The organism is Curtobacterium aurantiacum (assembly GCF_018598555.1).
Classification (GTDB): domain Bacteria; phylum Actinomycetota; class Actinomycetes; order Actinomycetales; family Microbacteriaceae; genus Curtobacterium; species Curtobacterium aurantiacum.
This window is the reverse complement of record NZ_JAHEWN010000001.1, coordinates 96,721-119,006: the sequence shown is the minus strand read 5'-3', so window position 1 is coordinate 119,006 and position 22,286 is coordinate 96,721. Positions and strand designations below refer to the sequence as shown.

General features: G+C 72.3%; 24 protein-coding genes. 11 read left to right on the top strand and 13 right to left on the bottom strand.

All coding sequences use genetic code 11. The features are described 5' to 3' along the window. Window positions 1-26 precede the first annotated feature (26 nt). The 6 genes from KK087_RS00615 to KK087_RS00590 all read right to left on the bottom strand — a co-directional run bounded on the left by KK087_RS00615 (window position 27) and on the right by KK087_RS00590 (window position 7,109). A complete protein-coding gene (locus KK087_RS00615) occupies window positions 27-1,484 on the bottom strand; it encodes a sugar porter family MFS transporter (RefSeq protein WP_214544845.1) in 1,458 nt (485 codons plus the stop codon). A gap of 156 nt (window positions 1,485-1,640) precedes the next feature. Then, entirely contained in the window at window positions 1,641-2,141 is a 501-nt protein-coding gene (locus KK087_RS00610) for a hypothetical protein (protein ID WP_214530778.1), read from the bottom strand. A 235-nt stretch (window positions 2,142-2,376) separates the two neighbouring features. Further along, entirely contained in the window at window positions 2,377-4,098 is a 1,722-nt protein-coding gene (gene pgi / locus KK087_RS00605; RefSeq protein ID WP_214563857.1) for a glucose-6-phosphate isomerase, read from the bottom strand. Window positions 4,099-4,339: 241 nt separating this feature from the next. Beyond that, entirely contained in the window at window positions 4,340-6,571 is a 2,232-nt protein-coding gene (locus KK087_RS00600) for a heavy metal translocating P-type ATPase (RefSeq protein WP_214563856.1), read from the bottom strand. Beyond that, a complete protein-coding gene (locus KK087_RS00595; protein ID WP_111024449.1) occupies window positions 6,568-6,786 on the bottom strand; it encodes a heavy-metal-associated domain-containing protein in 219 nt (72 codons plus the stop codon). Before KK087_RS00595 ends, KK087_RS00600 begins: the two co-directional genes overlap by 4 nt. A 32-nt stretch (window positions 6,787-6,818) precedes the next feature. After that, on the bottom strand, window positions 6,819-7,109 hold the full coding sequence (locus KK087_RS00590; protein WP_027466001.1) for a metal-sensitive transcriptional regulator: 291 nt from the start codon (window positions 7,107-7,109) through the stop codon (window positions 6,819-6,821). Between the two features lie 82 nt (window positions 7,110-7,191). Here KK087_RS00590 and KK087_RS00585 point away from each other — a divergent pair, with 82 nt between their 5' ends. From KK087_RS00585 to KK087_RS00545, 9 genes are all read left to right on the top strand, one after another. Beyond that, window positions 7,192-8,412 (top strand): AraC family transcriptional regulator, encoded by a 1,221-nt coding sequence (locus tag KK087_RS00585; protein WP_214563855.1) that lies wholly within the window; start codon window positions 7,192-7,194, stop codon window positions 8,410-8,412. Window positions 8,413-8,581: 169 nt separating this feature from the next. Then, window positions 8,582-9,040, top strand: coding sequence for an Asp23/Gls24 family envelope stress response protein (locus KK087_RS00580; protein WP_027465999.1), 459 nt, complete (start codon window positions 8,582-8,584; stop codon window positions 9,038-9,040). Next, a complete protein-coding gene (locus tag KK087_RS00575; protein ID WP_017885412.1) occupies window positions 9,037-9,228 on the top strand; it encodes a DUF2273 domain-containing protein in 192 nt (63 codons plus the stop codon). Before KK087_RS00580 ends, KK087_RS00575 begins: the two co-directional genes overlap by 4 nt. Next, a complete protein-coding gene (locus KK087_RS00570) occupies window positions 9,225-9,539 on the top strand; it encodes a hypothetical protein (RefSeq protein WP_017885411.1) in 315 nt (104 codons plus the stop codon). Before KK087_RS00575 ends, KK087_RS00570 begins: the two co-directional genes overlap by 4 nt. Window positions 9,540-9,548: 9 nt before the next feature. Beyond that, window positions 9,549-10,124 (top strand): DUF6286 domain-containing protein, encoded by a 576-nt coding sequence (locus KK087_RS00565; RefSeq protein ID WP_214563854.1) that lies wholly within the window; start codon window positions 9,549-9,551, stop codon window positions 10,122-10,124. Further along, complete coding sequence (locus KK087_RS00560) at window positions 10,121-10,684, top strand: hypothetical protein (RefSeq protein ID WP_214563853.1); 564 nt, start codon at window positions 10,121-10,123, stop codon at window positions 10,682-10,684. The genes KK087_RS00565 and KK087_RS00560 overlap by 4 nt, the downstream gene beginning before the upstream one ends. An 82-nt stretch (window positions 10,685-10,766) precedes the next feature. Next, window positions 10,767-10,940: a CsbD family protein gene (locus KK087_RS00555; RefSeq protein WP_017885408.1), complete on the top strand. Its 174-nt coding sequence runs from the start codon at window positions 10,767-10,769 to the stop codon at window positions 10,938-10,940. Window positions 10,941-11,018: 78 nt separating this feature from the next. Then, a complete protein-coding gene (locus KK087_RS00550) occupies window positions 11,019-11,459 on the top strand; it encodes an Asp23/Gls24 family envelope stress response protein (RefSeq protein ID WP_214563852.1) in 441 nt (146 codons plus the stop codon). 86 nt (window positions 11,460-11,545) lie between these two features. Further along, window positions 11,546-12,199: a gamma-glutamylcyclotransferase family protein gene (locus tag KK087_RS00545; protein WP_307858431.1), complete on the top strand. Its 654-nt coding sequence runs from the start codon at window positions 11,546-11,548 to the stop codon at window positions 12,197-12,199. Between the two features lie 86 nt (window positions 12,200-12,285). Here KK087_RS00545 and KK087_RS00540 read toward each other — a convergent pair whose 3' ends face one another. The 4 genes from KK087_RS00540 to KK087_RS00525 all read right to left on the bottom strand — a co-directional run bounded on the left by KK087_RS00540 (window position 12,286) and on the right by KK087_RS00525 (window position 18,459). Next, window positions 12,286-13,281 carry an NAD-dependent epimerase/dehydratase family protein gene (locus KK087_RS00540; RefSeq protein ID WP_214563851.1) on the bottom strand — a complete coding sequence of 332 codons (996 nt, stop codon included), beginning with the start codon at window positions 13,279-13,281 and terminating at the stop codon, window positions 12,286-12,288. A gap of 142 nt (window positions 13,282-13,423) precedes the next feature. After that, window positions 13,424-16,129 (bottom strand): alpha/beta fold hydrolase, encoded by a 2,706-nt coding sequence (locus KK087_RS00535; protein WP_214564024.1) that lies wholly within the window; start codon window positions 16,127-16,129, stop codon window positions 13,424-13,426. An 8-nt stretch (window positions 16,130-16,137) separates the two neighbouring features. Continuing rightward, window positions 16,138-17,211: a 3-oxoacyl-ACP synthase III gene (locus tag KK087_RS00530; RefSeq protein ID WP_182064995.1), complete on the bottom strand. Its 1,074-nt coding sequence runs from the start codon at window positions 17,209-17,211 to the stop codon at window positions 16,138-16,140. Between the two features lie 69 nt (window positions 17,212-17,280). Beyond that, the gene (locus tag KK087_RS00525; protein ID WP_110861118.1) at window positions 17,281-18,459 is read right to left on the bottom strand and encodes a RimK family alpha-L-glutamate ligase; all 1,179 of its coding nucleotides are present in this window, start codon (window positions 18,457-18,459) and stop codon (window positions 17,281-17,283) included. Window positions 18,460-18,546: 87 nt separating this feature from the next. Here KK087_RS00525 and KK087_RS00520 point away from each other — a divergent pair, with 87 nt between their 5' ends. Beyond that, a complete protein-coding gene (locus tag KK087_RS00520; protein ID WP_214563850.1) occupies window positions 18,547-19,029 on the top strand; it encodes an ATP-dependent zinc protease family protein in 483 nt (160 codons plus the stop codon). A gap of 118 nt (window positions 19,030-19,147) precedes the next feature. Here the strand turns inward: KK087_RS00520 and KK087_RS00515 are convergent, their stop codons facing one another. Together KK087_RS00515 and KK087_RS00510 are read right to left on the bottom strand one after the other, a co-directional pair. After that, window positions 19,148-20,041, bottom strand: coding sequence for an alpha/beta hydrolase (locus KK087_RS00515; RefSeq protein ID WP_214563849.1), 894 nt, complete (start codon window positions 20,039-20,041; stop codon window positions 19,148-19,150). Next, the gene (locus KK087_RS00510) at window positions 20,038-20,625 is read right to left on the bottom strand and encodes a TetR/AcrR family transcriptional regulator (RefSeq protein ID WP_214563848.1); all 588 of its coding nucleotides are present in this window, start codon (window positions 20,623-20,625) and stop codon (window positions 20,038-20,040) included. Before KK087_RS00510 ends, KK087_RS00515 begins: the two co-directional genes overlap by 4 nt. A 62-nt stretch (window positions 20,626-20,687) precedes the next feature. Between KK087_RS00510 and KK087_RS00505 the strand changes: the two genes are divergently transcribed. Continuing rightward, window positions 20,688-21,890, top strand: coding sequence for an MFS transporter (locus tag KK087_RS00505; RefSeq protein WP_214563847.1), 1,203 nt, complete (start codon window positions 20,688-20,690; stop codon window positions 21,888-21,890). Here KK087_RS00505 and KK087_RS00500 read toward each other — a convergent pair. Continuing rightward, window positions 21,796-22,161 carry a YciI family protein gene (locus tag KK087_RS00500; protein ID WP_214563846.1) on the bottom strand — a complete coding sequence of 122 codons (366 nt, stop codon included), beginning with the start codon at window positions 22,159-22,161 and terminating at the stop codon, window positions 21,796-21,798. The genes KK087_RS00505 and KK087_RS00500 overlap by 95 nt on opposite strands. Window positions 22,162-22,286 lie beyond the last annotated feature (125 nt).

Genomic DNA, 22,286 nt, shown 5'->3' with positions numbered 1-22,286 from the left:
GGCCTCCCGTCCGTCCGTGGTGCGGACTAGCGGCGCGACGCCTTCTCCGGGACGGTGAAGATGTTGCCGGTGGTGACGCCCTCCTCGACCTCCTCGAGCGTGCGGCCGCGGCTCTCCGGCACGAACTTCCAGATGAAGAGCAGCGCCAGCAGCCCGACGACCCCGAAGCCGAAGAACGTGCCGGTGATGCCGGTCGCGGCGACGATCGTCGGGAAGTACAGCCCGAGGAACGCGTTCGCGATCCAGAGGCAGAACACCGAGATACCCATGCCGAGCGCACGGATCTGGGTCGGGAAGATCTCGGACAGCACGACCCAGACCGCGATGTTGAGGAAGGTCTGCATCGAGCCGACGAACGCGACGACCAGGAACAGGATGACCCACGGGCGGGCCGGGTTGCCCTCGGGCAGCGCCACCGACGCGATGCCGATGAGGAAGTGGCAGATCGTCGTCAGCGTGAACCCGAGGATCAGCGTCGTGCGGCGGTTGATCTTCTCCATGTTGTACAGGGCGATGACGCCACCGACCACGGCGATCACCCCGGGGGCGATGTTCGCGATGAGGGCCGCCGACGCCTGGAACCCGGACTCGATGAGCACGGTCTGGCCGTAGTACATGATCGAGTTGATGCCGGTGAGCTGCTGGGCCACCCCGAGCCCGGCACCGATGAGCACGATGCGGATGAGCCACTTGTTCCCGCGCAGCGTGTGCCACCCACTGACGCGCTCGACCTTCGCCTCGAGGTCGTTGCTCCGCTTGATGTCGTCGAGCTCGGCGCGGGCCCGATCGGTGGTCCGGACCTGCTCGAGGACGGAGAGAGCCTCGTCGTAGCGGTCCTTCGACGCGAGCCACCGCGGCGACTCCGGCACCCGGAGCATGCCGACGAACAGCGCGATCGCGGGGAGCGCGCAGACGGCCAGCATGACGCGCCACACGCCGTTGCCCTCACCCCAGATGTTGCCGATGAACGCGTTGACCACGAACGCAGCGAGCTGGCCGATCACGATCATGAGCTCGTTGCGGCCGGACAGCGACCCGCGGATCTCGTACGGCGCGAGCTCGGCGAGGAACACCGGCACCACCGTTGATGCGCCGCCCACCGCGAGGCCGAGCAGCACACGACCGACGACGATGACCTCGAACGTCGGTGCGACCACGCAGATCAGCGTGCCGACGAAGAACGTGACGGCGAGCAGGATGATCGTCTTGCGACGACCCCAGCCGTCGGCGATGCGGCCGCCGAGCATGGCGCCGATCGCGGCACCGAACAGCAGCGAGCTGGTGACGACACCCTCCGTGAAGTTCGTGAGGCCGAGCTCCGCCTTCATCGGGTTCAGGGCACCGTTGATCACGCCGGTGTCGTACCCGAAGAGCAGCCCGCCGAACGTGGCGACGAGGGCCAGCACGCCGAGACGTCGGCGGTGCGGCCCGGTCCCCAACGGGGGCAGTGCGACAGTCGGGGCTGTCGGTTTGATGTCGACCATTCGGTGACTCCTTCGTCGGTGATCGCGCTTCATCGCGTGGACTGATCGTAACCCGATTCCATGTCCTGTCAATTGGACATTCTGTCGTCAGGTCTTTTGGAACGGTCCACAGAACGCCTGATGAGGACGGGAGCGGTCCAACTGTGGAGGTGGTGCTCAGCGTTCGTCGTCGACGGGTCCGTCGCCCAGGACGTCCCCCAACGAGGCCATGTCGGCGCCGTGGTCGGTGTAGCGGCGCACGGTGCGTCGGGCCGCGGCACTCGCGGCACCGGACAGCGCCGGGTTGCGGCGTGCGGCGTCGGCGACGCGTCCGGCGTGCCCCGCGGTGGAGAGCAGCACGTTCGCCAGGGCCCGGGCGTCACCGCGCTCGGGGACCCCGGTCACGGTCCACGCGGTGCGGACCTGCGCGTCCGGGGTGATGCCGCGACGGGTGCCCATCCGGTGCCAGTCCGACAGCACGCCCTCGGTGCGTGAGGCCGCGCGGTCCGACTCCCCCGCGCGGCGGCGTTCCACGGCGCGGATGGCTTCGTCGGCCAGGGAGTCACGGTCGTGCACCGACGCAGCACGTTCACGGGCGGCGGTGTCGTCCCCGCCGGCCTCGGCGATCCGGGCGGCGTGGGCGGCGGCAGCGGCGGCGAGCATCTCCGAGCGGTCCATGCCCTCGACGGTAGCCGCTCCGGCCGACACCGGCGGACCGGCCGGCGCGGCGGCTCGCGCGGCGGCCGGCGGCGTTTCGGGCTGGGCGACACCTCACGGGCCGCGACGCGCGTGAGGTGTCGCTGAGCGCGAAACCAGCCCGGCGTCCGCCCCGCGGCCAGCGCACGCACACGACGGACGGGAGGCCCGTGGCGGATCCGCCACGGGCCTCCCGTCCGTCAGGTGGGCGCCTGCGTTACTTCCGCAGCTCCAGGTACTTCGCGATGAGCGCCTTGGTCGACGGGTCCTGCGCGTCGAGCGCGGCCTGGTCGCCCTCGACGGCCGGCGTGACCTGCAGCGCCAGCTGCTTGCCGAGCTCCACACCCCACTGGTCGAACGAGTCGATGCCCCAGATCGTGCCCTCGGTGAACACGATGTGCTCGTACAGGGCGATGAGCTGGCCGAGCACGCTCGGGGTGAGCTCCGGCGCGATGATCGACGTGGTCGGCTTGTTGCCGGGGAACGTGCGCGCCGCGACGATCCCTTCGTCCGTGGTGCCCTCGGCGCGGACCTCGTCGGCGCTCTTGCCGAACGCGAGCGCCTTGGTCTGCGCGAAGAAGTTCGCCAGGAACAGCGTGTGCACGTCGGTGCCGGGCGCGACGCCCTTGCCGTCGCCGGTCTCGTCCTTCAGCGGACGGGCCGGGTTGGCGACCGTGATGAAGTCGGCCGGGATCAGGCGGGTGCCCTGGTGGATCAGCTGGTAGAACGCGTGCTGGCCGTTCGTGCCGGGCTCGCCCCAGAAGACCTCGCCGGTCTCGGTCGTGACGGGCGAGCCGTCCCAGCGGACGCGCTTGCCGTTCGACTCCATGGTGAGCTGCTGCAGGTACGCGGCGAAGCGGTGCAGGTACTGCGTGTACGGCAGGACCGCGTGGCTCTGCGCACCGAGGAAGTTCGTGTACCAGACGTTGAGCAGGCCCATCAGGACGGGCACGTTCTGCTCGAGCGGCGTGGTGCGGACGTGCTCGTCGATGGCGTGGAAGCCGGCCAGGAACTGCTCCCAGTTCTCCTTGCCGATGGCGATGACGACGCTCGTGCCGATGGCCGAGTCGACCGAGTAGCGGCCGCCCACCCAGTCCCAGAAGCCGAAGGCGTTCTCGGGGTCGATGCCGAACGCCTCGACCTTGTCGAGCGCGGTGGAGACGGCGACGAAGTGCTTGGCGACGGCGTTCTTCTTCTCGTCGTCGGCGGCGTCGGTCAGGCCGAGCTCCTCCCACAGCCACTGGCGGGCGAGGCGGGCGTTCGTCAGGGTCTCGAGCGTGCCGAAGGTCTTCGACGCGACGATGAAGAGCGTGGTCTCGGGGTCGAGGTCCGCGGTCTTCTCGTAGATGTCCGCCGGGTCGATGTTCGACACGAAGCGGGCTTCGAGGCCGGGCTGGACGTACGGCTTGAGCGCCTCGTAGACCATGACGGGGCCGAGGTCGGAGCCGCCGATGCCGATGTTGACGACGGTCTCGATGCGCTTGCCGGTGACACCGGTCCAGGCGCCGCTGCGGACCTGCTCGGCGAAGCCGTAGACCTTGTCGAGCGTGGCGTGCACGTCGGCGTCGACGTCCTGGCCGTCGACGGTCAGGGGTGCCGCGGGCACGAGGTCCTCGGTCGCCTTCGGGCGGCGGAGCGCGGTGTGCAGGACGGCGCGGTCCTCGGTGACGTTGATGTGCTCACCGGCGAGCATCGCCTGGAAGCGCTCGGCGACGCCGGTGTCCTTCGCGACCTGCAGCAGCGCGGCGAGGATCTCGTCGGTCACCAGGCCCTTGGACAGGTCGACGGTCAGGTCGGCGGCCTGGAAGGTGTACTGCTCGGCACGACCGGGGTCGCTGTCGAACCACCCTCGCAGGTCCGGGGTGAAGTCGGCAGCGATGCTGTCGAGCTTCTTCCAGCCTTCGGTCGATGTGGGGTCGACGGGAGCGGATTCGGTCACTTCGGTCCTCCTGGGGATCACGTTCAAGACGTACAGCCCGCGGGTCACGCAGCGCTGCGTCGCGGACCGTCTTCGAGCGTAGTGCGCTCCGGCAGGTGGTGCGCACAGTCGGCCGGGAGGCGCGGCTCGCGTTCGCTGCGCGCGTCACGCCCCCGGCAGGTCGCGTTCAGGGCCGTGGTCGCCGCACCGCGTTCAGGCCGCGGTCGACTCGCCGGGTCCAGGGACGCGCGGCTTGCCGCGTTCACGGCTGCGGTGCGAAGCGACGCAGGCGCAGGCTGTTCGTCACGACGAAGACCGACGAGAACGCCATCGCCGCACCCGCGAGCACCGGGTTGAGCAGCCCGGCCATCGCGAGCGGGATCGCCGCGACGTTGTACGCGAACGCCCAGAACAGGTTGCCCTTGATGACACCGAGCGTGGCGCGGGACAGCCGGATGGCGTCGGCGACCACGGTGAGTCGACCGCTCACGACCGTGATGTCGCTGGCCGCGATCGCTGCGTCGGTGCCGGCGCCCATGGCGATGCCGAGGTCCGCCGCGGCGAGCGCGGCGGCGTCGTTCACGCCGTCGCCGACCATCGCGACGCTCCGCCCCTCGGACTGCAGCCGACGGACGGTCTCGAGCTTCGACGCCGGGGTCGCACGGGCGTGCACCTCGTCGATCCCGACACTGGCGGCGACCCCGCGTGCGGCACCGTCGTTGTCGCCGGTGAGCAGCACCGGGTGCAACCCGAGTGCCCGGAAGCGGGCGATGGCGTCGGCGGCCTCGGGCTTCACGGTGTCGCCGACGACGACCACACCCAGGGCGCTGCCGTTCCGGGCGACGACGACCGCCGTGCCCCCGTCGGCCTCGGCACCGTCGACGGCGTCGGACAGGACCTCGGGCAGGGTGATGGACCACGATTCAGCGAGCCAGCGGGTGGTGCCGACGAGGACGACGTCGCCGTCCACGACCGCCTGGACGCCGGCGCCGGGGATGGCGGTGAACTGCGTCGCCGCGGGCAGGTCGACGCCGCGGGCTCGGGCCGCGGTGGTCACGGCACGGGCGACGGGGTGCTCCGAGCCGTCCTCGACCGCGGCGGCGAGCCGGAGCACGGTGTCGTCGGTCTCGTCGACGGCGGTGACCGACCGCAGGGTCATCGATCCCGTGGTGACGGTGCCGGTCTTGTCGAGCACGACGGTGTCGACGCCACGGGTGCGCTCGAGCACCTGCGGGCCGCCGATCAGGATGCCGAGCTGCGAGCCCCGGCCGGTCCCGACCAGCAGCGCGGTGGGGGTGGCGAGTCCGAGGGCGCACGGGCAGGCGATGATCAGGGTGGCGACGGCCGCGGTGAAGGCCGCCGTGACCGAACCGCCGACCACGAGCCAGCCGACGAAGGCCAGCACGGCGAGTGCGATGACGATCGGCACGAAGACCGCGGACACCCGGTCGGCCAGGCGCTGCACCTCGGCCTTGCCGGTCTGGGCGTCCTCCACCAGGCGGCCCATCCGGGCGAGCTCGGTGTCGGCGCCGACGCGGGTGATCGCGACGATGAGGCGGCCGCCGACGTTGATCGTCGCGCCGGTCACGCGGTCGCCCGGGCCCACCTCGACCGGCACGGACTCGCCGGTGAGCATGCTGAGGTCGACGGCCGAGGAGCCGTCCTGCACCAGGCCGTCGCTCGGGATCCGCTCACCGGGGCGCACGACGACGACGTCACCGACGGCGAGCGACGACGCGGGCACGCGGTGCTCGGTGCCGTCGCGCAGGACGGTGGCGTCCTTCGCACCGAGTTCGAGCAGGGCACGGAGCGCGGCACCGGACTGCTTCTTGGCGCGCGCCTCCATGTACCGGCCGGCGAGGATGAAGACCGTCACGGCCGTCGCGACCTCGAGGTAGAGGTCGGTGGCCTCGGGGTCCGTGGCGAACCACGAGAACGTCATGTGCATGCCGGTCGTGCCGGCGTCGCCGAAGAACAGGGCGTACAGCGACCACCCGAAGGCAGCGAGGACGCCGACGCTCACCAGGGTGTCCATGGTGGCGGCACCGTGCCGGGCGTTGACCCACGCGGCACGGTGGAACGGGAGCGCGCCCCAGACCGCGACGGGCGCGGCGAGCGTCAGGGCGAGCCACTGCCAGTTCGGGAACTGCAGGGCCGGCACCATCGAGAGCACCACGACGGGCACCGCGAGCACGGCGGACACGGCTAGGCGCCGGCGCAGCGGGCCGGTCGGGTCCTCGTCCACCGCGGGGTCGGCGTCAGCAGCGGCGGGCGGGGCCGGCACCGTGGCGCCGTACCCGGCCGACTCCACCGCGGCGATGAGCGCCTCGGGGTCGGCGGTGCCGTCCGCGGCGACCTGCACCTGCGCCTTCTCGGTGGCGTAGTTGACGGTGGCGGTGACTCCGGGCAGCTTGCCGAGCTTCCGCTCGATGCGGTTCGCGCACGAGGCGCAGGTCATCCCGGTGATGTCGAGTTCCACGGTGCGGTCGGTCACGAGCGCACGACCTCGTACCCCGCCTCGGTGACGGCGGCGCGGAGGGCGTCCGCGTCGACGGGTGCCGCCGAGCTGACGGTGACCTCGGACGATCCGCCGGGGACGAGTCGGACGTCGACGCCCGACACCCCGTCGACCTCGGTGAGTTCCTCGGTGACGCTCATCACGCAGTGGTCACAGGTCATGCCCTCGACGAGCAGCGTTTCGGTGGTCATGGTGTCTCCTTCTCGATGGTGGGTCGTCGGGGTCAGGAGCGGACGAGCCGGGCGATCGCCTGGCTGGCCTCGCGCACCTTCTCGTCGGCGGCGTCCCCACCCTCGGCGACGGCCTCGGCGACGCAGTGCGCCAGGTGGTCCTCGAGCAGCGACAGCGCGACGCGTTCGAGCGCCCGGTTCGCCGCCGAGATCTGGGTCAGGACGTCGATGCAGTACGTCTCGTCCTCGACCATCCGCGCGATGCCGCGCACCTGCCCCTCGGCGCGACGGAGTCGCTTGAGCAGGTCGTCCTTGTCGCCGATGTACCCGACGTGTTCGTGCATGTCCGCCTCCACCGTTCTCAATACGGTACCCCCCTAGGGTATTCCGATCTCGTCCGGGCGCAACCGGTGGCATGATCAGCGCATGGACCCCTCGACGACGAACGGATTCCGCCGGCTGCGGTTCTCCGACGGCGAGGGTTCCGACTACTCCGAGATCTTCGCGGCCGAGTACGGCGGCTCGGACTTCGCCTCCGAGACGTTCGCCACCGACGACACCCGGTACGAGTACACGGTCGTGGGCGACGACGACCTGTCGCTGCGCACCATGCGGGCCGAGGGTGGTCGGCGGGGCGGGGTCATCGGCGTGCGGGACGACCACGTGGTGTTCTGGCTGACCAAGGGCCGGCTCGAGATGCACTTCGCCGACCGCACCCGCGTCGTCGAGCCGGGCAGCCCGTACATCGCGTCGGCGTCCGAGGCCTACCGGTTCGAGTCCGACGGCACCGTCTACAACGGCGTGCACGTGTCCGACCGGTTCCTGCGCAGCGTCGGCCGCGACCTCGGCTACCGCCTGCCCGACGGTCCACTGCTGTTCGACCAGCAGGACGAGGTCGTCGCCCGGCGCGAACCACTGCGGCACCTGATCCGAGAACTCGGGCCGGCCCTGGTCGACGAGCGCGTGCTCGGGCCGATGCGGACCGCCCTGAACCGCCGGCTGGCCGTCGTCATCCTCGACACGTTCCCCATCCGCAACCGCGGTGACGACGTCCCCGTGGCGAACCGGCTCCGCGACGCGATCCGGTTCATCGAGCTGCACGCCGCCGAACGCCCCTCGGTCCCCACGATCGCCGCCGCGTGCGGACTGAGCCAGCGCGGGCTGCAGGACGTCTTCGCCCGGACGCTCGACACCACCCCGCACCGGTTCCTCCGCGACCACCGCCTGGACCGGGTGCGCGAGGAGCTGCTCCGCGCGGACCGGGGTGGCCCGGTCGCCCCGGCGGACTGCCCGCTCGTGTCCTCCGGCATCGCCGCGATCGCCCGCCGCTGGGGCTTCACCAACCCGGGCCGGTTCGCCGAGACCTACCGCGACCGGTTCGGTGAGGACCCGGCTGTGACGAAACGCGCGTCGCTGGCTGCGCGACCGGAGGCCGGCAAGGCGTCGTGGCGGGTCCGCCGTGCGGTGTCGTACATCGAACAGCACCTCGACGACCCGCTCACGCTCGACGACATCGCGGCTGCCGCAGGGGTGCTCCCCCGACGCCTGCAGCAGCTCTTCCGCGAGGAGCGCGGCGAGTCGCCGATGGCCTGCGTGCGCGCCATGCGGGCCGCTGCAGAACGCAACGACGCGGCCGGAAACGGCTGAACGGCCCGACGGAACAGCCCGGGGGTACACGCAGATCCCCGGATTTCCGGGGATGCCTGGACATCACCCGAATCCGAGAAGTCGTGTGTGACGAATCTCTTCCACAGCCCGTCTCATCCGTGAACAGCAACCGCTGGGAACGCCCGGCGGGTCAACGGAAGGAACGAACATGGCTGACACCATCACCCCCACCCCGGCCACCACGGCGACCCGTGCCACCTCGCACGCCGGCACCAGCGGCGTCACCGGCAAGACCGTCATCGACGACACCGTCGTGTCGAAGGTCGCCGGCATCGCCGCCCGCGAGGTCAACGGCGTGCACTCCCTCGGCAACGGCGCAGCCCGTGCCATCGGTGCCCTCCGCGACGCCATCGGCCAGCGCGACTTCGGTCAGGGCGTCAAGGTCGAGGTCGGCGAGAAGCAGGTCGCCGCGGACATCGTGATCGTCGCCGAGTACCCGGTGTCGCTCCAGCAGGTCGCCGACGGCGTCCGTTCCGGTGTCGCCCGTGCCCTTGAGCAGATCGTCGGCATGGAGGTCGCCGAGGTCAACGTGACCGTCCAGGACGTCTACATCCCGGGTGACGACGACGACAACGACGACGAGAAGAAGGAAGCCCGAGTCGCATGAGCAACACGCTGATCGGCGCCCTCATCGGCGCAGTCCTCGCCGTCGTGGCACTGCAGTTCGGGTTCTGGGGCTTCGTGCTCGTGATCGTGTTCGGTGCGATCGGGGCCCTCGTGGCCGCCCTCGCCACCGGTCGCATCGACCGCGGCGCCCTGACCGACGTGCTGACCGGACGCCGGAGCTCCCGGTGAACGCCGGCCCGGACGTCCCGGGCCGCGTCGAGATCACCGCACGCGCGCTCACCTCGCTGGCGCGGGCCGTCGCAGCCGAAGGGCTCGGCGCCCCCGCCAAGCGGGTGCGCGTCGGACTCGGCGACGCGTCGGGAGCACTGTCGCTCGACATCACCGGGCCGATCGCCGCGAGCGACGACATCGTCTCGGGGTCGATCCGGATCGCGGACCAGGTCAAGGGCCGCGTGAGCGACCTGACCGGACGCCGCGTCGGCAGTGCCCACATCGAACTCACCGGGATCGTGCGCGAGCACGAGTCCCGTGCCCGCTAGGAGGCCATCATGCGCAACGGTTCCGTCGAACGACGCATCCGTCGTCGGAGCGTGCACCGCTCCCGCTCCACCGCAGTGGCGGTGGCCCTCGTGGTGCTCGCCCTGGTGGCCGCCTGGATCGGCACCGAGTCGGTGCTCAGCGCCATCGGCCGCCCGCCGCTCGTCGCCGACCCCCAGACCGTGGTCGACACGGCGCTCCGCCCGGACGCTGCGTTCGTCACCATCGTCGAGGTCATCGCGGGTGTGCTCGTCGTCCTCGGCGTCGTGCTGGTCGTCCTGGCACTCAAGCCCGGCCGCCAGCACCGTTCGGTCGTCGAACACGAGCGTGGTGCCGTCGTCATCGACGCCCGCATCCTCGCCTCCACCGCGGCCAACGCCGCCGGCACGGCGGCCGGTGTCCCCGAGGGGAACGCCTCCGCCACCGCCCGTGGCCGTTCCACCGAGGTCCGGATCGTCCCCGTCACCGGTGTGCCGGTCGACGAGGCGAGCGTCCGCGCCGCCGTCGTGGAGCGCCTGAGCGGCCTCGACGAGCGCTTCGGCCGACGCGTCCGCGTCCGGGTCGAGGAGAAGGGAACCCTGGCATGACCAAGAGCAACCGGACCCTCAACCGGATCATCCTGTTCGTCCTCGGCCTCGTTGCCGTCGTCGTCGGGATCACGATGGGCGCGGGTGTGCTGCCCGCCGTCCAGGACGCCGTCACGCCGTACGTCGACCTCCCCCGCAGCCTCGACGTCCCCGCGTCCGCGCTGTGGACCGTCGCCGGGGCCGCGGCCCTCGTGATCGTCCTGTCGCTCGTGTGGGTGTTCACCCGCGGTGGTGGCGGCACGTCCGTCGCCGTCCGGGAACACTCGGGCGACGACGCCGTCACCGTCAACGTCGCACTCGTCCGGGACGTCCTCGAGCACGAACTCGCGGGTGTCCGCGACGTCGTCGGCTCCCGGGTCGACACCTACCTCGTCCGCCGGCAGCGCGCCGCACGGATCCGTGTCGCGGTCCGCCGCGGCGGGGACGCCGTCACCGTGCTCGACGCCGTCGACCGAGCCGTCGCGGTCCTCGACCGCACCCTCGGCCGTCCGGTCCCGGTGCTCGTGCACCTGACCGGCGGTACCCGCTCCGCGCTCGCGAAGTCGACCCGCGTCCACTGACACCCGTCAGCCGGACGCACCCCGGGCCTCCCGGCCCACCACCACACCACCGGGCGCACGCCCACCCACGAAAGGACCCGTCATGGGACTCGACGACAAGATCAAGAACGCCGCTCAGGACCTCGCCGGCAAGGCGAAGGAAGCCGTCGGCAACCTGACCAACGACGACGCCAAGGTCGCCGAAGGCAAGAAGGACCAGACCGCTGCGAGCGCGAAGCAGACCGGCGAGGACGTCAAGGACGTCTTCAAGAAGTAGGTCGCACGACCGCATCGGGGCACCCGTCCAACGGGTGCCCCGATGCGTCCCCGCGCAGATCCCGAACGAGGAGGAACCATGCAGCACGACCCCCATGCGGACACGCTGGTCACCGAGGTGCCCCTGCCCGCAGCTCTGACGGAGCCGCTGCCCGACGACGCGAGCACCGCGACGATCGTCGCGCGCACCGCGGCGGAGACCGCGCTCGGCGTGCCCGGCGTGCACCACCTCGGCGGGATCGCCGCCCGTGCCGCCGACCAGCTGCGGAAGCAGCTCGGCCGCTCGGCGGGCACCGCCGGCGTGCAGGTCGACGAAGAGGACGGCACCCTCGAGGTGCAGGTCGCCGTCGTCGTGAGCTACCCGCACCCGGTGCTCGAGGTCGCCGCCGAGGTCCGGCAGCAGGTCACCGCGGCGACGCGGCAGCTGTCCGACCTCCGCACCGCGGTGGACGTGCGCGTCCTCGACGTGCACGGTCCGTTCGACGACGAGCAGTCGCCGCCCCACCCCGACCACGCGTGACCACCGCCTGGAGGCCCGCCCCACCCGACCCGCTCGGCCCACCCGGGTGGTCCCGGGGTCCACTGCCCGTCCGCTAGCCTCGCGACGTGAAGCGTCTCTCCCCCGGCCAGCGCTGGGTCATCGGTCTCGGCGCGTTCGCGCTCGTCTGTCTCGTCGTCGGCATCATCGCGATCGCGGTCGGGATCACCAACGGCGGGGCCGAGTGCGTCGACTTCGAGGACGAGGGGATGACGTACCCGTGCCCCGGCGACACCTCGGGCGTGCTCTGGGGCAGCGTCATCGGCATCATCGGCCTGCTGCACCTCGGCCTGACCGGCCTGGCCGGTGCGCTCGTCTGGACCTCGACACCGACGATCGCCCCGCGTCCCGTGAAGCGCCCGACCCCGCTCCCCGGCGAGACGCACCGGGTCTTCTCCTACGGCACGCTGCAGCAGCCCCTCGTGCAGGAGTCGCTGTTCGGCGACCACGTCCCCACCACCCCGGCCTCGCTGCCCGGCTGGCGACTCGACTGGGTGACGATCACCGACCCGGAGGTCATCCGGACGAGCGGCTCCGACCGGCACCCGATCCTCCGCCGCGGCAGCCAGGACGACGTCGTCGAGGGCGTGGCGCTGACCCTCGGGTACGAGTGGCAGCTCCGCGCGGTCGACCGCTACGAGGTCGCCGACTACCAGCGCATCCGGGTCACGCTGGCCTCGGGCTGGACGGCCTGGGTCTACGTGGCGGCCGACGAAGCCTGAGCCACCGCGCGCAGCCGTTCGCTCGTCCGCGGGCGAGTTTCGGGCCCAGCGACACTCCTCGGGGCGAGGCGCCCGCGAACTGTCGCTCAGCGCGAAACTCCGGAACCGAGCCCGGCTCCCGCCGCGCGCAGCCGTTCGAGCCCCTCGTCGATCGAGACCGACGGGGTCCACCGCAGTTCGCGCCGGGTCCGTCGCTGGTCGAACCAGTGCGCCGTCGACAGCTGCTCGGCCAGGAACCGGGTCATCGGCGGCTCGTCCTCGCCCGGCCGGACGCGCCAGACGGCCTCGACCACCGAGCCCGCGGCCCGGGCGACCGCTGCCGGCACGTGCCACCGCGGCGGTCGGACGCCCGACGCCGTGCAGATGCCCGCGAGCAGGTCGGCGACGGGCCGTGGCTCACCGTTCGTGACGACGTAGGCGTTGCCGTGCACACCGTCGTCCGTGACGCGTTCGAGCGCCGCGACCATGGCCGTCGCGGCGTTGTCGACGTAGAGCGTGTCGATGAGTGCGGCACCGGAGTCGAGCAGCGGGAGCCGGCCGGCCCGGGCCCGCTCGACGATCCGTCCGACGAGCTGTGCGTCACCGGGGCCCCACACCAGGTGCGGCCGGACCGCCACGACGGCGAAGTCCGGGGCGTCGGCCTCGAGTGCCAGCAGTTCCGCCGCGGCCTTGGTGCGGGCGTAGTCGCCACGAGCGCGGGACGGTTCGGCTGGACCGGCACCGGCGCCCACGAGCGACGACCCGGTGTGCGCGACCGACGGCGACGACACGAAGACGAAGCGCCCGACCCCGGCGGCACGGGCGACGCGCAGCAGGGAGCGCGTCCCCTCGATGTTGATCCGGGCGAAGTCGGCCGGGTCCCCGGCGAGTGACACCTTCGCAGCCAGGTGCACGACGGCCTCGACCCCGTCGACCGCGCGGGCGATCGCGGCGTCGTCGGTCATCGAGCCGGCGACGTCCTGCACCCCGGCCACACCGGAGGGACGGCGCTGGAACGTCCGGACCTCGTGCCCGGCGTCCCGCACGGCGGCGGCGGTGGCCTGCCCGAGGAACCCGCTGGCGCCGGTGACCAGGACCTTCACGGGCGGACCATCCGTCCGCGGTCTCGAACCGTGGCGGGTCGGAGATTCGTGCTCACCGACACCTCACGCGCCCGACGGCCCGCGAAGTGTCGGTGAGCGCGTGAGATCGCGCCCTCCGCACCGAACGCGCCCTCCGCGCCGATCACGGGCGGACCATCCGTCCGCCGGAGAGCACGGACGCCGCCCAGCGGGACAGCCGGGTGCGGTCGACCTTGGAGTTGTGCCGGATGTCCGTCGGCAGCACGGGCACGACGAGCACCGCGGCGAGTGGCACTCCGGCGGCGGCACGGACCGCTGCGGCGAGCGACGGCGACGCCAGCCCGGGCCGGCGCACCGCGGGGTCGGTCTCGATGACGGCCACCACCTGCTGGGTGCCGATCGGTCCGATGCCCGCGACCCCGGCACGTCCGACACCGTCGACGTCCTCGATCCGCTGCTCCGGCCCCACCGGCGTGACGACCCCGTCCGGGGTGGTCAGCACGTGCTGCAGCCGCCCTTCGACCCAGACCCGACCTGCGGCGTCGAGGTGTCCGACGTCACCGGTGCGGTGTCCGCGCGGGTCGTCGACACCGAGGCGCGAGACCCGGTCGGTGCGCCAGAGCCGGTCGTAGTGGTCGCGCACGTGTGGTGCCGCGACGACGATCTCGCCGGTGACCCCGGGCTCGTCCGTCAGGGCTCCGGTCGAGCGCCCGGAACCGTCGAGCGGTGCGATGCGGACGCGGACGTTCGCTGCCGGCACCCCGACGCAGATCCCCTCGTCATCGGACCGGCCGGCGGCACGGACCCCGTCAAGGTCGACGTCCGTCATGAGCAGCCCCTCGGTCATGCCGTAGGGGGTGTGCGCGCTGGCGTTCGGCATCAGCTCGGTCGCCGCGGTCAGCAGCGCAGCCGAGACGGGAGCCCCGGCCGACAGGAACAGCCGCACGCCCCGCAGCGCCTGGCGGTCGGCGTCGGTGAGTTCCGACGCGGTCGCGACGACGTTCGCCAGGGCCGCCGGCGACAGGAACACCACGGTGGCGTCAGCCGCGGCGACCGAGGCCGCGACCGCCTTCGCCGTCAGGGTGCGCGGCGCGGTGACGTCCATGTCGGGCGCGACCGACCGTGCCCCGAGGGCCGGGCCGAGCAGCGCGAACGGCGCGAACCCGGCGACGAGGCCGGTGCCGACACCGACGTCGTACTGGGTGGCCAGGGCGTCCCGGACGGCACTGAGCTGGCCGTGCGTGTACACGACGCCCTTCGCCGGCCCGGTCGATCCCGAGGTGAAGAGCACGGCAGCGGGTGCGTCCGGCGACGGGGCCGCCGGCAGCGCGGTGCCGTGGGCGAGACGGCGGGCGCCACGGCGGGCGACGTCGACGAGCGTGTGCTCCACGCGCAGCGCCTTCCGGGCCGGCGCGGGCAACGAGACCGTCGCGATGCGTCGCCCCGGCCAGCCGAGGGCACGCGCGGCACCGAGCCCGGGCAACGCGCCGATGATCCAGTCCGGTCGGGCTCCGCGGACGGCCCGGGTCAGGCCGCCGAGTCCGAGTCCGGCGTCCGCGACGACGACGACCGCCCCGATCCGCACGCAGGCGTACAGGACGGCGGTCAGGTCGGCACCGGGGGTCACCAGGAGCGAGACACGGTCGCCGCTCCGGACGCCCAGGTCGTCGAGTCCTGCGGCGATCTCGTCGACCCGTCGGGCGAGCAGCCGCCACGTGATCGTGCGGGGGCCACCGGCGGCGGCCATCTCGACCAGCGCGGGTTCGTCGCTCTCGCGCAGTTCGTCGAGCCGCGCCCAGAGCGGCGGGGTCGCCTGTGCGGACTGGCCCGGGTCCACGGCGTCGGACTGGAGGCCCGTGGGGGCCTGGGCAGGACGGCCACCGTCCGGCAGGCGGTCACCGAGCCAGTCGAACACCGCGCCCGCCACGTCGGCGTCATCCGGCAGCAGGTGCCCGGCGCCCTCGAACCGGTGGACGTCGGCGTGCGGCACGCGTTCGTTCAGGTCGTCCAGGTAGCGCTCGAGGAACACCGGGTCGCGCGGACCCCAGAGCAGGAGCACCGGCACGTCGAGCGCGGCGACCCCGGCGGCGATGCGGTCGAGTTCGGGGGCGCTCCGGTGCCGGGCGTCGACGGGGATGTCCGCGACGAACCCGCCGATGCCACCGCGTCGGGCGGCACCGCGGTAGGGCGCACGGTAGCCGTCGGCTGTGGCCCGGTCGAGCTTCGGGTGCGCGATGGCGAGGGTGGTCTCGAGGAACGCCGGTGTCACGACCGTCGCGCGGCCGAGCATCCCCGGGCCCAGTGCGAGGCGCAGTGGCGCCGGGATCGGGGCGTCGTCGGGCTGGTGCACGGCGGTGTTGCACGTCATCGCGGCGACCAGGACGTCCGGGTGGTCGACCGCCCAGCCGAGCGACACCACACCGCCCCAGTCGTGGCCGAGGGTGACGACCGGTCCGGCCAGCCCGAGTTCGTCGGTCAGGGCGCCGAGGTCCGCGACGCGCTGCGCCAGTCCCCGCTCGACACCGGTGCGCTCCGAGAACCCCATGTCGAGCTGGTCGACGGCGACCACGCGCCAGGCCGGGCCGCCGGCCTGGGCGACCTCGAGCGAGGTACGGAGCACCGACCGCCACAGGTACGACCAGGTCGGGTTGCCGTGCACGCAGAGGATCGTGCCCACCGGTTCCACGCCGAGCGCGGCCAGGGAGCCGGCCGTGTCGAGGAGGTGCCAGGTGCGCGCGGCGCGATCCGTTCCTCCCCTGCGATCTGCAGACCACGCGGGGACCGTGACCAGACGCGACCAGGCCGGGTCGAGGTCGGGCAGGGAGGGCGGCCGCGTCGCCGGAGCCGTGCTCGCGGCGACGCGGGGCAGCCGGGACCTCACCAGTGGAGTTCCATCATCGCCGTGTTGATGCCGGAGCCGACGCCACCGAGGAACACACGGTCGCCGCGACGGATCCCGCCCGACGCGACCTCGTCGGCCAGGGTGATCGGGATCGATGCGGGACCGACGTTGCCGAAGCGCTGGTAGGTGGTGGGGACCTTGTCACGTGGGATGCCGATGGCCTCGACGAAGGCGTTGGTGTGCACGTCGGACACCTGGTGCAGCACGTAGCGGTCCATGTTCGCCCAGTCGAAGTGGGCGCGGGCCTCGGTCCAGGCGGCGACGACGAGCTCCATGCCACCCTTGAGCAGCATCTTCGCGTCCGTGAACATCCCGTCGACGCTGCCGACGCACAGGTCGTACCACTGGGTCGCCGCGCGGGTGACGCCGCCGACGATCCGGTGTCCTTCGGGGTGCAGGTCCGCCGGGCCGAGCACGGCCGCCGCAGCACCGGACCCGAGGGTCAGGCTGGCGAACTCGCTCATGAAGTCCTTGCGGTTCCGGCCGCCCTGGTTCAGGCGGTCGATGGTGTTGAGCTGCACCTGGTCGGCGTCCTCGCCGTCGACGACGAGCGCGTACTTGATCTGCCCGGAGTCGATCATGCCCGCGGCGACGCTCATGGCGTTGACGAACCCCAGGCAGGCGTTCGCGATGTCGAAGTTGATGGCGGACGACGGCAGCCCGAGCCCGTGGTGCAGTCGGACGGCCACCGACGGCTCGAGGTGCGGACGGGTCACCGAGGTGTTGATCAGGAGCCCGATCTCGTCCGGACGGACCCCCGCCTCGGCCATGGCACGGCGGCCGGCATCGATGGCGGCGTCCTGGAAGGTCTGCCCCTCGCCCCAGTTGCGGCGCTCGATGACCCCGGCGACACGCTCCAGCAGACCCATCGGCAGACGGAGTCGACGGAGGACCCCTCGCAGCTTGGCCTCGATGTCGGCCGAGGTCGTCACACGCTCCGCCGTGGTGGTCGCCACGGAGAGCAGTGAGACGTTCCGGTGCTTCGCCGTGGCGTTGCCGGGCTGCTCCGGTTCACTGCTCGATGCCTGGTCGACCGGCCGTTCCGTCATGATCGTCACCGACACATACTTCCGCATCTGGCCTGTGTGCGCGATCCGGATGCGCTGGACGGCTCCGGATCAGACGTCCTTCGGCAGCTTCCGCACCTTCGCGCGCCGCTTGCGGCGCTCCGGGATCATCGACCGCATCTCCTCGAGCTTGCCGAAGCAGAGCAGACGGTCCCCCGGCTCCAGGGCGACGCCACTGCGCGGGTTCGGGATGACGTTCGAGCCGCGGTGCAGCGTGAGGACCGTGATGTCGCGGTCCCAGAGCCCGGACTCCTTGATCGTCTTGCCGACCAGGTCGGCGTTCGTGTGCACGAGGAGCTCGGCGACGCCGTAGCCGGTCGAGACGGACAGCCGCTGGCGGACGTCGATCTCGGGGAACGCCACCTGGTTCGCGATGAAGTCGACGATCGCACCGGCGATGTCGAGGCCGGTGGCGCGCTCGACGCCCTCGAGTCCTGGCGAGGAGTTGACCTCCATCACGAGCGGCCCGTCGTTGCCCTCGAGCATGTCGACGCCGGCGACCTTGAGGCCCATGATCTGCGCCGAGCGCACGGCCACCGCCTCGTACTCGGGCGAGAGCGTGACCTTCTCGACGGTGCCGCCGCGGTGCACGTTCGAGCGGAACTCGTCACCCGACGCGGTCCGGCGCATCGCCGCCACGACCCGGTCACCGACGACGAGGGCCCGGATGTCACGACCGCGGCTCTCGGCGATGAACCGCTGGATCAGGACGTTCTGCTTGGTGGAGTGCAGGGTCTCGACGATCGACTCGGCCACCTTCGCCTCGGGTGCCAGGATCACACCGATGCCCTGCGTGCCCTCGAGGAGCTTGATGACGACGGGCGCGCCACCGACCCGTTCGATCGCCCCGCGCACGTCGTTGCGGCCGGCCACGAAGGTCGTCGCCGGCATGCCGATGTCGTGCCGCGACAGGATCTGGTTCGCCCGGAGCTTGTCGCGCGAGTTCGTGATGCCGTTCGCCGTGTTCGGCGTGTAGACGTCCATCTGCTCGAACTGCCGCACGACGGCGGTGCCGTAGTAGGTGATCGAGTTGCCGATGCGCGGCAGCACGGCGTCGTAGTCGCTCAGCAGCTTGCCGCGGTAGAGCAGGTCCGGGTCGTCGCCGGACAGGTCGATCGCGAAGCGCAGGGTGTTGAGCACCTTGACCTCGTGACCGCGGTCGAGTGCCGCTGCGCGGAGGCGCTGGGTCGAGTACGCCTGGGGCGCGCGCGACAGGATGGCGAGTTTCATCGAGGGGTTCTCCGCTGGGTCGGATCGACGGCGACGCTCCATCAAAGCATGCGGACGTGGCCACGGAGCATGCGACAGGATGGGCACATGGCCCGAGCTCCGAAGTCCTCCGACAGCGGGCTCGTCGTCGCCGGGTGGCGGGAGTGGGCGGGACTGCCGGACCTCGGCGTGCCGTGGATCAAGGTGAAGCTCGACACCGGCGCACGGAGCTCCGCGTTGCACGCCTTCGACCTCGAGGAACTGCCCGGCGAGCGGGTCCGGTTCTCGCTGCACCCCTGGCAGGACACCGATGCCGACGCCTCCACCATCGAGTGCGACGTGCACGACCGCCGCATCGTCCGCAGCTCGACCGGGCACACCCAGGAGCGCATCGTGGTGCTGACGCAGATCGCGCTCGCCGGGCGGGTCATCGAGTCCGAGGTGACGCTGAGCAACCGGGACCAGATGGGCTTCCGGATGCTCGTCGGGCGTGAGGCACTGCGCCAGGGCTTCCTCGTCGATCCTGCGCGGTCCTTCATGGCCGGGCGGGCTCCGAAGGAGATCCGGCGCCGCAACCGCGGTCGCGCCTGAGCGCTCCTGGTCACGCGGCACGGGCCGTTGCGGTGACCGCTCGACGGCCTGGAGGCGCGGTGCGGGGCCGCCACGGGCCTCCCGTCCGCCTCGACGCGCGTCTCGGGCGCGGGTCGGGTCAGCGGCCCAGGTGGCGGCCGAGGAAGGCGAGCTGCTGGGGCGCCAGGCGGCGCCAGTAGCCGTGCGTGTGGGCGCCGGGTGCGAAGCCTCCGGCCGGAGGCGTGTCGAAGCCGTCGACGTAGGTGTGCACCGCGGGCGCGAACCCGTCACCGTTGCCGCAGTCGACGCGGACGGCGACACCGTCCAGGGCGCGCTGCCGCCCGAGGACGGTGTTCGCCCGGAAGTCGGCAGCATCGTCGAAGGCGCCGCGAGCGGTGTCGGCGGCCGACGTCCAGAGCGCGGGGCTGATGACCGAGACGGCCCGGACGCGCGAGGCACCGAGGACCCCGCCGAGCCGGAGCGCGCCGAAGCCACCCATCGAGTAGCCGGTCAGGGCGAGGCGGTCCGTGTCGAATCCGCGGCGGGCGATCAGGGGCAGGAACTCGTCGACGACCATCGCGGCGGGGTCGTCGCCGTCGGCACGCCGGTGCCAGTAGCGGTTGCCGCCGTCGATCGAGGCGATCGCGAACGGTGCTCCGCCGTCGGCGACGTGCGCCGCGAGGAACCGGTCGTAGCCCAGGCTCCGCCCGAAGAACGACGTGTGGTCGTCGCCGTAGCCGTGCAGGGCGACCGCCACCGGCAAGGGGGTGTCGGACGCCGGCGCCGCGATCGTCCAGCCGACGGTGCGACCGTTCCGCGCGGTCGAGACGAAGGTGCCGGAGGCGGTGGGGACCGGCTCGACGTCGGGGACCGTGCCGTCGGTGCCGTCCAGACCGAGGACCCGGTACAGGGTCGAGCGTCCGGGCAGCAGGCCGAGGTTGATCGCCTCGGCCACGGCTCCCGCTGCGACGACGCCCGTGCCACCGATCAGCAGGGAACGGCGGGTGATCGTGGAAGCCCGCGATCGGGTCATGTGGTGGGCGCCGTTCCGTCTGGGGTGTGTTCCCGGATGAGGGACGCGGCGACGGACCGTGCCGTCGTCGTGTCGAGCGCGGGGTCGCGCAACCGCATCGCGAGGGAACCGGAGACGATGAGGAGCAGCTGGTCGGCGAGGGCCTCGGCACGGGGACCGACCACCGGCGCCGCCCGCGCCACGAGCCGACGGCGCAACGTGGTGGTCTCGAGGTCCAGGACCTGCCGGACCTCGGCGGGGGCGTCCGCGTACTCGGCGGCGGTGCCGAGGAAGGCGCACCAGCGGGAGCCCGTGGGCGTCGAGCGGTAGTCGTCGAGGGCGTCGAACACCGCCAGGAGTCGGCCCAGGTCGTCGTGTTCGGCGGCGACCGCACGATCCCAGGTGGCGATCCAGTCATCGTGGCGACGGGTGAGGGCCGCGGCGACGAGCGACTCCTTGCTCGCGTAGCCGCGGTACAGCGTGGCTGTCGAGACCCCGGCCCGTTCGAGGACGGCGTCGATCGGGGTGGCGGCGATGCCCTGCGAGAAGAAGAGCTCCTCGGCGGCGTCGAGCAGCCGTTGCTCGGTCCCTGGGCGCATCACCATGAGAGCACCCTAGGCTCTGAAAAGTGAAACGATCGTTTTCGTTACGACATCGACTGCTCCTGGTGAGCGGACTCGGCCTGATCGCCGCCACCTACGGCCTGGTGCGCCTGGCGTACGGGCTGTTCCTGCCCGACGTGCAGCGGGACCTGGGGCTGCGGTCCGATGCCGCCGGGTGGGTCTCATCGGGTGCCTCGGCGCTGTACTGCGTCGGTGCGGTGGCCGGGTTCCTGCTCGCCGCACGGACGCCCCGCGTGCTCGTCTCGGTCGCGACCCTGGTGGCGGGGGCCGGCGCGATCGCCATGGCGACGGCCGGCGGGTCGCCGGCGTTCGGTGTCAGCGCCGTGGTCGCGTCGGCGGGCGCCGGACTCGCGTCGCCCGCCCTCGTGCGGATCGTCGCGGCGCAGGTGCCCCAGGGGCTGCAGGGCCGCGCGCAGGCGATCGTGAACGCCGGCACCGGCCCGGGGCTCGTGGGCGCCGGCGTGCTCGCACTCGTGCTGCTGCCCGACTGGCGGACGGCCTGGGCGGTGTCCGGGGTGTTCGCCCTGGCCGTCGGAGCGTTGCTGCTCGTGGTGTCCCGCGGCGGGACTGCCGCGTCCCGGTCACCGCTGCCCGGCGCCCCGTGGTTCGCGGCGCACCGAGGGGTCCTCGTGCTGGCGCTCCTGTTCGGAGCGGGGTCCGCTGTCGTCTGGACCTACGGACGTTCGGCGCTGGCGGAGGCCGGCGCGTCGGTCGTCGTCTCGGTGTCGGCCTGGATCGCGCTCGGGATCGGTGGTGCGGCCGTCGTGGTCACCGCGCGTTGGACGAACGGGTTGCGCGCCCGGACGCTCTGGGCGGTCACGGCGGGTTCGGTCGCCGTCGCCGTCGCCGTGCTCGGGGCAGCGCCACAGTCGACGGTCGCGGCGCTGCTGGCGTGTGCTGTGTTCGGCTGGGGCTACACGGCGGCGACCGGGGCGCTGATCGCGTGGACGACCGAGATCGATGCCGAGCGGTCGTCGGCGGGCACGTCGATGCTGTTCGTCGCACTCGTGCTCGGACAGGCCGTCGGCGCTGCGGGGGCCGGGGCGCTCGTCGGTGCGATCGGGTTCGTCGGGACGTTCGTGGTCGGGGCGGTCGTGACCGCTGCGAGCGCCGTCCCCGCGGTGGTCCGCCGGCCGGGTGGGGTCCGTGCCGTCAGAGCAGCGGGCGGAGCTCGATCTTCCGGTTGCACGCCTGCGACGCCTGGTGCGCCACCCGTGCCGCCGTCTCGGCATCCGGGAGGTCCATGACCCAGAACCCGGCGACGTACTCGTCGGAGTTGGTGGCGGGCACGGTCGTGGCGGGCCGGGTCGTCGTGTCGGCCGTCGTAGCGGCCGCGCCCTCGCGGGCGTCGACCACGGTGGCGTCAGCGGGTGCGGAGACCCCGGCGGCGAACACGATCGCGTCGGCCATCCGTTGGTTGAAGGCATCGACCGCGGCGGCTTCCGCGTCGGTCGCGGAGTACGTGTTGCCGACGGCGGCGGCCTGGCCGTCGTCGATGACGTTGACGAGGAACTGCATGGCGTCTCCCCTGCTCGTTGGCGGGAGGCTACTCCTGCCGCGCATCGACGGACGCGTTCGCCGCGAAGCTGCTGTTCCGCTGGGACATCCGCGGGTGCGACAGTTTCACGTTTACCATCTTTGAA